The organism is Plastoroseomonas hellenica, from assembly GCF_018129085.1.
In the GTDB taxonomy this organism is placed as follows: domain Bacteria; phylum Pseudomonadota; class Alphaproteobacteria; order Acetobacterales; family Acetobacteraceae; genus Plastoroseomonas; species Plastoroseomonas hellenica.
Genome location: NZ_JAAGBB010000003.1, coordinates 231,410 through 242,420, shown reverse-complemented (window position 1 = coordinate 242,420; position 11,011 = coordinate 231,410). Strand labels below are relative to the sequence as shown.

11 protein-coding genes are annotated in these 11,011 nt (G+C 69.0%); 4 read left to right on the top strand and 7 right to left on the bottom strand.

The features are described from left to right. Nucleotides 1-274 precede the first annotated feature (274 nt). Entirely contained in the window at nt 275-1,024 is a 750-nt protein-coding gene (locus GXW71_RS03990) for an SDR family oxidoreductase (RefSeq protein WP_211851096.1), read from the bottom strand. A gap of 13 nt (nt 1,025-1,037) precedes the next feature. After that, nucleotides 1,038-2,276, bottom strand: coding sequence for an NAD(P)/FAD-dependent oxidoreductase (locus GXW71_RS03985; RefSeq protein WP_211851095.1), 1,239 nt, complete (start codon nt 2,274-2,276; stop codon nt 1,038-1,040). A gap of 76 nt (nt 2,277-2,352) precedes the next feature. Between GXW71_RS03985 and GXW71_RS03980 the strand changes: the two genes are divergently transcribed. Genes GXW71_RS03980 through GXW71_RS03965 form a run of 4 tightly spaced genes read left to right on the top strand, consistent with a single transcriptional unit; the run spans nt 2,353 to nt 6,230 of the window. Further along, nucleotides 2,353-3,234, top strand: a complete 882-nt coding sequence (locus GXW71_RS03980; RefSeq protein WP_211851094.1) for a TauD/TfdA dioxygenase family protein — start codon at nt 2,353-2,355, stop codon at nt 3,232-3,234. Next, nucleotides 3,231-4,115, top strand: coding sequence for a fumarylacetoacetate hydrolase family protein (locus GXW71_RS03975; RefSeq protein WP_211851093.1), 885 nt, complete (start codon nt 3,231-3,233; stop codon nt 4,113-4,115). Before GXW71_RS03980 ends, GXW71_RS03975 begins: the two co-directional genes overlap by 4 nt. Before the next feature lie 18 nt (nt 4,116-4,133). Then, nucleotides 4,134-5,108: a Bug family tripartite tricarboxylate transporter substrate binding protein gene (locus GXW71_RS03970; protein WP_211851092.1), complete on the top strand. Its 975-nt coding sequence runs from the start codon at nt 4,134-4,136 to the stop codon at nt 5,106-5,108. Between the two features lie 24 nt (nt 5,109-5,132). Beyond that, complete coding sequence (locus GXW71_RS03965; protein ID WP_211851091.1) at nt 5,133-6,230, top strand: Ldh family oxidoreductase; 1,098 nt, start codon at nt 5,133-5,135, stop codon at nt 6,228-6,230. Between the two features lie 22 nt (nt 6,231-6,252). Here GXW71_RS03965 and GXW71_RS03960 read toward each other — a convergent pair whose 3' ends face one another. From GXW71_RS03960 to GXW71_RS03940, 5 genes are all read right to left on the bottom strand, one after another. Continuing rightward, entirely contained in the window at nt 6,253-7,077 is an 825-nt protein-coding gene (locus GXW71_RS03960) for a TauD/TfdA dioxygenase family protein (protein WP_211851090.1), read from the bottom strand. A gap of 80 nt (nt 7,078-7,157) precedes the next feature. Beyond that, complete coding sequence (locus tag GXW71_RS03955) at nt 7,158-8,441, bottom strand: TRAP transporter large permease (protein WP_211851089.1); 1,284 nt, start codon at nt 8,439-8,441, stop codon at nt 7,158-7,160. After that, complete coding sequence (locus GXW71_RS03950; protein ID WP_211851088.1) at nt 8,438-8,947, bottom strand: TRAP transporter small permease; 510 nt, start codon at nt 8,945-8,947, stop codon at nt 8,438-8,440. Before GXW71_RS03950 ends, GXW71_RS03955 begins: the two co-directional genes overlap by 4 nt. Nucleotides 8,948-8,978: 31 nt before the next feature. Continuing rightward, nucleotides 8,979-10,031, bottom strand: coding sequence for a TRAP transporter substrate-binding protein DctP (gene dctP / locus GXW71_RS03945; protein WP_211851087.1), 1,053 nt, complete (start codon nt 10,029-10,031; stop codon nt 8,979-8,981). Nucleotides 10,032-10,122: 91 nt separating this feature from the next. Next, entirely contained in the window at nt 10,123-10,887 is a 765-nt protein-coding gene (locus GXW71_RS03940; protein WP_211851086.1) for an SDR family oxidoreductase, read from the bottom strand. Nucleotides 10,888-11,011: the final 124 nt, after the last annotated feature.

The window sequence follows — 11,011 nt, the reverse complement described above, 5'->3', positions numbered from 1 at the left end:
CAAAACAAGGAGACTGTCAGCCATGTCTCCGGTCCAAACTGTCAGTGATGTCCCCGGCTAGACAGGGGCTTTGCCCCTCCCGGACCCACCCCACCAGGAGCCTACAGGCCCCTGGACCCCGTGTACTTTTAGAGCCCTGATGGCCGAAGGGGCCGCCCCGAAGTGGGCGGCCCCTTCGGCCATCAGGGCGCCAAGTGAAGCAGGTCCAGGAGCATCTATGCTCCTGGCGGATGGGGTCTGGGGAAGGCAGAGCCTTCCCCAGGGCGCGCCCTCATCACCGCCCGCCGCCGACCGGCAGGCGGGCGCCGGTGATGTAGCTGGCGGCGTCGGAGAGCAGGAAGAGGATGGTTTCAGCGACTTCTTCCGCCGTGCCGCCGCGGCCCATCGGGATCATCGGGCCGAAGCGCTGGACGCGGTCGGGGGCACCGGCGGTGGCATGGATCTCGGTGTCGATCAGGCCGGGGCTCACGGCGTTGACGCGGATGCCTTCGGCTGCGACTTCCTTGGCGAAGCCGATGGTGATGCTGTCCACGGCGCCCTTGCTGGCGGCGTAGTGGATGAATTCGCCGGGGCTGCCGAGTTCAGCGGCGCGCGAGGAGAGGGCGACGATGGCGCCACCCTGGCCGCCGCGGGCCGTGGACATGCGCTTCGCGGCCTCCCGCAGCGCGAGGTAGAGACCGAGGACGTTCAGGCGGAACACCGCATCCCAGTCGGCGAGGCTGCTGTCCATCAGGCGGCACATCGGGCCGGTGATACCGGCATTCGCGACCAGCCCGTCGATGCGCCCGAAGCGGGCATCGAGGGCAGCGAAGGCGGCGAGCATCTCGACCTCGTCGGCAGCATCGGCGCGCACCAGTTCCACGGCAGCACCGGCTGCCTCGCAGGTCGCGGCGCTTGCCTGCGCGGCGGCCTCGTTGCCGCGCCAAGTGAGCAGCAGGTCATAGCCGCGTGCGGCGGCGAGGCGGGCGGTCGCGGCGCCGATGCCGCGTCCCGCGCCGGTGATCATCAGGACCTTGCGTGTCATGGCGTCCTCCCGGTCAAAAACGTTCGATGGCGAAAGGGGCAATGTCGGTGTTCGGCGTCTCGCCCGCCATCGCGGCGGCCAGCAGTGCCGCGGTCGGTGCCGAGCCGGTCAGGCCGAGATGCCCGTGCCCGAAGGCGCACCAGAGGCCGGGGATGCGCGCGACCGGCCCCAGCACGGGCAGGCTGTCGGGCAGGCAGGGGCGATGGCCCATCCAGAAGCCTTCGGCACCCTGCGTGCTTGCCTGCGGATAGACCTTCGCCAGATCCTCGAGCAGCAGCGCCGCGCGCTTTGGGTTGGGTGCGCGGTCGAGGCCGCCGAACTCGACGGTGCCGGCGATGCGCAGGCCGTGCTCCATCGGCGTGATGAAGGCCTTGCGGTCGGCCGGGATGATCGGCCGCTGCGGGGCGACGCCGGCGTCGGGCAGCATGACGTGATAACCGCGCTGGCTCTCCAGCGGCACCCGGATGCCGAGCGGCGCCAGCAGCCGGGCCGAGAAGGCGCCGGCGGCGAGTACGGTGATGTCGCCGGCCACCAGCCCGGCCTCGGTCATGGCTCCGATCGCCCGGCCGCCCTCGGTCGCGATGGCGGAGACACGGCCGCGCAGGACGCGCCCGCCCTGGCGTTCGACGCCGCGTGCTACAACCTCCGCCAGGCGCTTTGGGTTGGCGACGCTGCCTTGCTCCGGCAGGAGGAGCCCGAGCGTGTAATCGGGGGCGATGCCCGGCTCGAGTGCCGCGATGCCGGCGGCATCCAGGCGCTCGACCCGCAGGCCGTGCCGCTGGCGCAACTCCCAGCTCGCGCTGTCCTTCGCGAGATGCGCCTCGTCTCGGTAGAGATAGAGCTGGCCGGTCTCCCGGACCAGGTCGAGCGCGCCTTCCGCGGCCATGATCTCGCGGTGGCGTTCGATGGCGCCGAATTGCAGCGCGGCAAGCGCGCTGGCGATGGCCTCGACCCGGGCGGGACGCGCGCTGGCCAGGAAGCGCAGCAGCCAGGGCAGGGCGCGTGGCCAATAGGTCGGCGGGATGTGCAGCGCGCCCTTGGGGTCGGTCAGCATCCCCGGCACCTGGCGCAGCACGCCGGGCATCGCGAGCGGCGCCACCGACCCCGCGCTGATCGCCCCGGCATTGCCGGAGGAGGCGCCGCCGCCCGGCTCCCCCACATCGAGCAGCGTGACGTTCATGCCGCGCCGCGCGCAGTGCCAGCCGAGGCAGAGGCCGACGATGCCGGCGCCGATGATGACCACGTTTCTCATGCCGGTAGACTGCCGCGCGCTTCGCGTTGACGGAAGCCACGGTCTGGCGGAGGCTTTGCCCGAGGGGGTAACGGCCATGCACATCACGCCCAACAATGCGGGCCTGGGCGCCCGCGTCACCAGTATCGATCTCGCGCAGCCACTGGACGACGCGGCCCGGCGCGAGGTGCTGCGCGCCCTTTGTGAGTTCGGGGTGCTCTGCTTCCCGGATCAGGATCTCGATGCTGCGCAGCTCTCGGCCTTCGGGTCCCGGTTCGGGGAGCTCGAGGTGAATGTCGCGAACATGTTCCACGCACCCGACCATCCCGAGGTGATGCTGCTGTCGAACATGAAGGACGACGCGGGCAAGCCGGTCGGCCTGCACGACGCCGGCCAGGGCTGGCACACCGATATGAGCTATTCCCACGACATCGCGCTGGCGAATGTGCTGCACGCCAAGCGGGTGCCGCGGCGCGACGGACGGGCGCTCGGCGCCACGCAGTTCCGCAACCAGCACGCCGCGTATGAAGCCTTGCCCGCCGAGGTGCGGGACCGCCTCGAAGGCCGCAGCGCCATTCATGACTTCGAAAAATTCTGGGACATGATGCGGGCGCGGCCGGGCAGTATCCGCCAGGCGTTGACACCGGAGCAGCGGGCGAAGAAGCCGCCGGTCAGCCAGCCGATCTTCCGCACCCATCCGGTGACCGGCCGCCGCGTGCTCTATTGCAATCCCGGCTACGCAACGGTGATCGAAGGATTGGATAAGGCGGAGAGCGACGCGCTGCTCGACTTCCTGTTCCGACACCAATCGGAGGCGCGCTTCCTCTACAGCCATGAGTGGCGCGAAGGCGATGTGCTGATGTGGGACAATATCGGCACCACGCACAACGCGGTCGCCGATTACGGGCCGGACGAGCATCGCTACATCCTGCGCGTCCAGGTGATGGCGAGTCTCGACTACGCGGCGATCGCGGCATGAGGCTCGCGCGCTTCCAGGATGGCACGACGGCGCGCCTCGCGGGGATCATCGGTCCCTGGATGGTGCCGCTGCAGCACGCGCTCGATGTCGCGGCGCATGAGGCGGCGCTGCTGCTGCCGGACGACATGATCGCGCTGCTGGCGGACGAGGCGGCGATGACGGCTGCCTCCCGCGCCATCGCCTTCGCGGCGCGGCCGGAGAATGCGGCGCTGCGGCGGCCGATCGCGGGGCTGCTGGCGCCGTTGCTGCCGGGCAAGATCCTCGGCGTCGGGCGCAACTACGGCGCCCATGCGGCGGAGGTCGGCGGACCGAAGCTGGAGGTGCCGCGCATCTTTCTGAAGCCGGCCTCCTCGGTCTGCGGCCCGGGCAGCGTGGTGCGCATTCCGCCCGCCGTCACCAAGCCCGATTGGGAGGTGGAGCTCGCGGTCGTCATCGGGCGGGAGGCCTGGTGCGTGGAGGAGAGCCAGGCGCTGGAGCATGTCGCCGGCTACACCATCCTGAACGACATCTCGGCGCGGGAGTTCCAGTTCGACCAGCCGCTGGCGATGACGAGCTTCGCCAAGGGGCTCGACGGCTTCTGCCCCATGGGCCCCTGGATTGTCACAGCCGACGAGTTTGGCGAGCCCTGGCGCACGGCGCTGTCCTGCCGCCTGAACGGCGAGACGGTGCAGGAGGGGAACACGGCGGAGCTGATCTTCCCGGTCGCGGCACTGATCGCGTGGCTCAGCCGCTACATGCGGCTGCGCACCGGCGACGTGATCGCGACTGGCACGCCCGCGGGATCCGGGCATTTCCGCAAGCCGCCACGATATTTGAAACCTGGCGACCGGCTGGCGCTGGAGGTCGAAGGAATAGGGGTGCTCGAACACGGCATTGGTTGAGCGGGGAGGGGAGAGACAATGGGACGCCTGATCGTCGCCGCGCTGGCGCTGCTGGTGCCGGCGCTGGCCGCGGCGCAGCCGCGGGCCGGTGACTACCCGAACAAGCCGGTGCGCGTGCTGGTGGCTTTGGCGGCCGGCGGCAATGCCGACATCAATGCGCGGCTGATCTCGACGGCGCTGTCGCAGCGGCTCGGGCAGCAATTCGTGGTGGAGAACCGGCCCTCCGGCGGCGGCATCGTTGCCTTCGGGGAGCTCGCGCGCAGCGCGCCGGATGGCTATACGCTGCTGGTCGGCGCGCTCGGCAGCCATGCGCTGAATGTCGGGCTCTACCGGCGCCTCGCCGTGCATCCGCTGACCGGCGTCGACCACGTGACGATCAGCAGCCATTCGGCGATCGCAGTCGCGGCACACCCCTCGCTCAACGTGACGACACTGGCGGAGTTCCGGGACCTGCTGCTGCGCAATCCCGGTCGCTACAATTACGGCTCTTCCGGCAATGGTACGACGGGCCATATCGCGGGCGCCATGCTGGTCTCGCTGCTCGGCGTGCAGGCGACGCATGTGCCGTATCGGGGCTCGGCCGCGGCGTTTTCGGACCTCGCCGGGGGCCGCACCGCCTTCCAGGCGGATACCATCAGCTTCCTCTCGGAGCCGATCCGCGCCGGGACGGTGCGAGGCATCGTGATCGCGACTCCGCAACGCTCCCCCATGGCGCCCGATCTGCCAACCAGCACGGAGGCCGGGCTACCTGCCTATCAGGCGACCACCTGGACGCCCTGGTCGGCGACGCTCGGCACGCCGGCGCCGATCCGCCAGTTCCTCTACGAGCAGATCGCCGAGGTGCTGCGGCAGCCCGATGTGCGCGACAGGCTGATCCAGCTCGGCAATACCATCCCGGAGGGGATGACGCCGGACGCGACCCGTGCCTTCATCGCGAGCGAGATCGAACGCTGGGTGCCGATCGTGCACGCGACTGGCGCGTCGGTCGATTGAGTTGGTACTGAAGAGAGATCACCGATGCCGATGAACGCCACCGCGGACAGCGTCCGCGCCCAGATCCTCGCGATCCTCCATGCCTGGGGCATGCCCGCCGACATGGCGGAGACCACCGCCGAGGTGATGGTCGAGACCGACCTGATGGGCGTGGACAGCCACGGCATCTCGATGGTCATGATGTATGACGGCATGCGCCGCGATGGGCAGCTCAGCCTGGATGCGCGTCCGCAGATCGAGCGCGATGCCGGCGCCGTGGTGCTGATGGATGGCGGCGCCTCGCTCGGCCACTATGTCTCCTTCTGCGCCATGAAGCTGGCGATTGAGAAGGCGCGCGCCTTCGGTATCGGCGTCGTCGCGGTGCGCAATTCCCATCACTTCGGTGCCGCCGGCTACTATGCGCGGCTGGCCTCCGATGCCGGGATGATCGGCCTCGTCACCAGCGCCGCGCGCAACCTGCTGATGGTGCCGACGCGGGCCGCCGAGCCGATGCTCGGCACCAACCCGATCGCCTTCGCCGCACCCGCGGCGACCGAGCGGCCCTTCGTGCTCGACATGGCGACGACGACGGTCGCCGGCAACAAGGTCAAGGTCTACCACCTCAAGGACAAGGTGCTGCCGGACGGCTGGGTGCTGGACGAGAAGGGTGCGCCGGTGACCGATCCGCATGCCGGGTATGATCGTCTGTTCAATGCGCGTGGCGGCGGCATCACGCCGCTCGGGGGCACCAGCGACATGGGCAGCCACAAGGGCTACGGCTTGGCCATGATGGCGCATATCCTCTCCGGGACGCTCGCCGGCGCGGCCTTCCCGGCGATCCACAAACCGAAGCGGAAGAAGGGGCAGCCGGACGATATCGGGCACTTCTTCCTGGCCCTGAACCCCGGCTCCGTGCGCGCGCCCGGCGCGTTCGAGGCGCAGCTCGACGAGGAGATCGCCGCCCTCCGCGCGACGAAGCCGGTCGATCCGGCCAAGCCCGTGCTCATCCCCGGCGATCCCGAGGACCAGGAGCGGGTGCGCCGCCAGCGAGAGGGCATCCCGATCCCGGACAGCCTGGCCGAGCATGTGCGCAACGTGGCGCGGGGCTGCAACGTGCCCTTCCTGCTGCAGGAGGCCGGCTGAGCGGCCTGGCGGGCGACCGGCCTCAGGCGGGCAGGTCGCCTGCCAAGGTCACCCGGTGCAGCAGCCGGCGATAGCCGTGATAGTCGTTGACTGGGTTGTGCAGCGCGCAGCGATTGTCCCAGAAGGCGATCGAGCCCGGCCGCCAGGAGAAGCGGCACGTGAATTCCGGCCGTACCTGGTGTCGGAACAGGAAGTCGAGCAGCGGCGCGCTCTCCTCCTCCGTCATGCCTTCGAAGCGGGCGGTGTGGCCGGTATTGACATAGAGCGCGCGGCGACCGGTCTCCGGATGGGTGCGGACCACGGGGTGGGTCGCCTCGTAGACCTTCTTCGCCTCCGCCGTGGCGCTGTCCTTGACGCGGTCCTCCCGCGTCTTGGAGACATCGGCCTTGGCAGAGCTGTTCACCGCCCGGAGCGGCGCCAGCATCGCCTTCATGCCGTCGGTCAGGGCCTCGTAGGCGGCATAGCCGGAGGCGAAGAGGGTGTCGCCGCCGACCGGCGGTACTTCGCGCGCGATCAGCATGGTCGCCATCGGCGGCCGCTCGAGATAGGCGGTGTCGCTGTGCCAGATGCCGCCGAAATTGTGCCGCTCATGCTCCTGCTTCAGAACCGGGATGATTTCGGGGAAGCCGTCGATGCCCTTGATGAAGGGATATTCGACGACATCGCCGAAGTGCCGGGCGAATGCGAGGAAGGGGCCGGGCGGCAGATCCTGGTCACGGAAGAAGATCACGCCATGCTGCAGCCAGACTTGGCGGATCTCCGCGATCTCCTCCGCCGAGACCCCGCGCGCGAGGTCGATGCCGGTGATCTCGGCGCCGATCGCGCCGGCGAGCGGTTGTACCTGCATGGCGATCTCCTCCTTTTCGAACCCTTTCTCCGTGAGCCGATCTTAAGCCCCCGGATGCACGCCCCTTAAGTCGTCGCTCTCTAAAGCCCCATGACGCGCGGCAGCCACAGCGCGATGTCCGGTACGGCGACGACCAGCGCCAGCGCCACGAACATCGCCAGGATCATCCAGACCACCCAGGGGATGGTGCTCTCCATGGAGACGCCGGCGATGCGGCAGCTCACCATGAGATTGACCGCCATGGGCGGCGTGAACTGGCCGATCGCGATCTTCATCGTCAGGATCACGCCGAACCAGGTCAGGTCCCAGTGGAAGGCATTGGCGATCGGGATCAGCACCGGCAGCAGGATCAGGAAGGTGCTGACGCCGTCGAGGAACATGCCGATGATGATCAGCACGATCATCAGCAGCGCGATGGTGCCGTATTCGCCCAATCCCAGCCCCACGACCCAAAGCGCCACCGGCTGCACGATGCCGAGCGTCGAGGCCGACCAGGCGAAGACGGAGGCGAGCGCCACCACCATCAGGATGACGGCCGACAGCTCCCCGGCTTCGACCAGCATCTCGTAGAGATCGCGCAAGGTCAGCGTCCGGTACACGGCGAAGCCGATGAACAGTCCATAGACCACCGCCATGACCGCGGCCTCAGTGGGTGTGAAGGCGCCGATGCGCATGCCGCCCAGGATGACGACCGGGGCCATCAGGCCCCAGAAGGCCTCCTTGAAGGTGGTCCAGATCGAGAGCGGGTCGCGCTGCCGGCTCTTGCCGCCGAATTCCTTGATCAGCGAGATGAGGATGATCGGCACGATGATCGCGACGCCGGCCAGGATCCCCGGGAACATCCCCGCCATGAAGATCGCCGGCACCGAGACGCCGGGGACCAGCACCGCATAGATGATGAAGGCGATGGAGGGCGGGATCAGGATGTCGGTCGCGGCCGCGGCGCCGACGGTCGCTGCGATGAAGGATCGGGGATAGCCGTCGGCCACCATGCTCTTGGTCACCACCTGGCCGACGGCGGCCGAGGTGGCGGGGCCGGAGCCGGAGATGCCGCCGATCACCATGGCGACCAGCACCGCGACGGACGCGAGCGCGCCGCGCCCGGCACCGACCAGCGCCGTCGCGAAGCGCACCAGCCTGAGTGCCACGCCCGTGCGGTCGAAGACCGAGCCCACCAGCACGAACATCGGGATGGCGATCAGCGGGTACTTGGCGATGCCGGAATAGACATTGGTCGGCATCGCCATGATCGACTGGTCGGCGAGCCAGATCGCCAGTGCGCCCGCAAGCCCGAGCGCCACCGCGATCGGCACGCCGCCCAGCAGCAGGATCGCGAAGCTGAGGAACAGGATCGCGCCGGTCATGCCTCCTCGCCGCGCAGCATTCGCACCAGCCGGCCGGCCGCGCGCGCCATCACCAGCAGCGACAGGATCGGCAGCCACATGGTGTAGAGGAATTGCGGATGGCCGAGGCCGGAGGACAGCGCCTCGAAATCATACTCATCATAGGCCAGGCGACCGCCGTTCCAGGCCAGCAGCCCGAAGCAGAGGACGGTCAACGCCATCGCGACGGCCTCGGCGCCGCGGCGGGCGCGCGGCGGCAACTGATCGGTGAAGTAGCCGATCCGCACATGCCCGCCCTTGGCGATGGCGAGCGCGGTGCCGAACAGGGTCAGCCCGACCATCAGCGCGACGGAATACTCCTCGGTGAAGGCGAGCGACATATCGGTCAGGTAGCGGATCGCCACGTTGGCCGCGGTGATCAGCGCGATCACCGCCATGACCGCGGCGACCAGAACCTCCTCCAGGCGCAGCGATAGGCGCGTCCTCGGGCGCGGCAACGGTGCCGTCGGGTCGGGCTCGGCGCTCATGCCGAATGTTGCCGCCCCGGGCCAGGCCCGCTCATGCCGCAGCGGCGCGGACGGCAGCTTCGGCCTTGCGGGTCAGCTCGGCGCCGACGGTCGCCGCCCAGCGATCGTAGACCGGGCGGGTGACGCGGGCGAAGGCCTGCTTCTCCGCCGCCGTCAGCACCATCACCTCGACCCCGCGCTGCCGCAATTCCCGGATCGAGCTGTCATCGCCGCCTTCGACGCCCAGGCCGCGCCGCGTCAGCTCGATCTGCCAGCGCCCGGCCTCCACAGCGCAGTCGCGGACCAGCGCCTGATCGGCGGGGCTGAAGCTGTTCATGACCTGGCGGGAGAGGGCGAAGATCAGCGGGTCGTTCACATAGTTCCAGATGGTCAGGTGCTTCTGCGCCAAGGTGTCCATGCGGAAGGCGAGGAAGAGGTTGATCGGGTTCTCCTGCCCGTCAACCGCCCCGGTCGAGAGCGCCGGCTGCAGGTCCGCGAAGGACATCTGCACCGGATTGGCCCCGAGGCCGGTGTAGATGTCGCTGAAGATCGCGCCGGCGGCGAAGCGGATCTTCAGGCCGCGCAGATCCTCCGGCGTCCGGATGGCGCGCTTGGAGTTGCTGATCTCCCGGAAGCCGTTCTCGCCCCAGGCGACCGGCACCACCTCGCGGCGTTCCATGACGCCGAAGATGTCGCGCCCGACCTCGCCCCGGATCAGAGCGTCCAGCGCCTTGTGGTCCGGCATCAGGAAGGGGAGCTGGAACAGCCCGACCTCCCGCACCTGGGGCGCGATGTTGATGGTGCTGAACACCGCCATGTCGATGACGCCCTGGCGCATGGCCAGCAATTCGCGGGTCTGGTCGCCGCCGACGAGCTGGCTGCCAGGATAGACCCGGACATTGATGCGGCCGCCGGAGCGCTCCGTCACCAGCTCGGCCCATTTGAAGGCGCCCTCGGCGAAAGGGATCGGCCGGTTGCCGACCACCGACATCTTGTATTCCGACCGGTAGCTGGTCTGCGCCCGGGCGATCCAGGGCAGGGCGAGCGCGCCGGCGCCGCCCAGGATCAGCGCGCGTCGCTCGGCGCGGAGCGTGTCGATGGCCATCGGTCGTTCCCCTCTCCCGCGCGCCCTTGTCAGCGCGTCGGTCGTAACAGTCTAGCGGCGCCGGACTCCGCGTCCAGCGCCGTTCGGGCTCTCAACCGCGACCGACGAAGGGCATCTTGGTGGCCATCACCGTCACGAACTGGACGTTCGCGTCGATTGGCAGGCTGTCCATGAACAGGATGGTGGTGGCGACATTGTCCACATCCATGGTGGGCTCCACCTTCACCTCGCCATCGGCCTGCTTGACGCCCCGCTGCATGCGCTGGGTCATAGGTGTCGCGGCATTGCCGATGTCGATCTGGCCGCAGGCGATGTCGTATTTCCGGCCATCGAGGCTGATCGACTTGGTCAGGCCGGTCACCGCGTGCTTGGTCGCCGTGTAGGGCGCGCTGTCCGGCCGCGGGGCATGGGCGGAGATGGAGCCGTTGTTGATGATGCGGCCGCCCTGCGGCGTCTGCTCCTTCATCATCCGGAAGGCGGTCTGGGCGACCAGGAAGCTGCCGGTCAGGTTCACGCCGACGATTTCCGACCACTTCTCGTAGGACAGGTCCTCGAAGGGGGTGCCCGGGGCGTTCAGGCCGGCATTGTTGAACACCAGGTCGATACGGCCGAAGCGGGCGCGAATCGCGTCGAAGAGCGCTGCGACTCCGGCCGGGTCAGCGACATCGGTCGCGACCGGCAGGGCCTGGGCGCCGGCCGCGCCGGCCAGGGAGACGGTTTCGTCGAGCGGTTCCTGGCGGCGGCCGGCAAGCGCCACCGAATAGCCGGCCCCCAGCAACCCCAGCGCGACCGAGCGTCCGATTCCCGTCCCGGCACCGGTTACCAGCGCGACTCGGCCCGTATGTTGCGCCGCCATGGTGATTTCCTTCCCATTCTGTTCGCGTCTCGGATGGGGAGTGTGTCGCCCCGAGAGGGCCGGTTGTCCATCCACCCCTGTTTTCGCCCTGTTGCGCGCGGCTTTCTTGCCACGAGGTTACAGG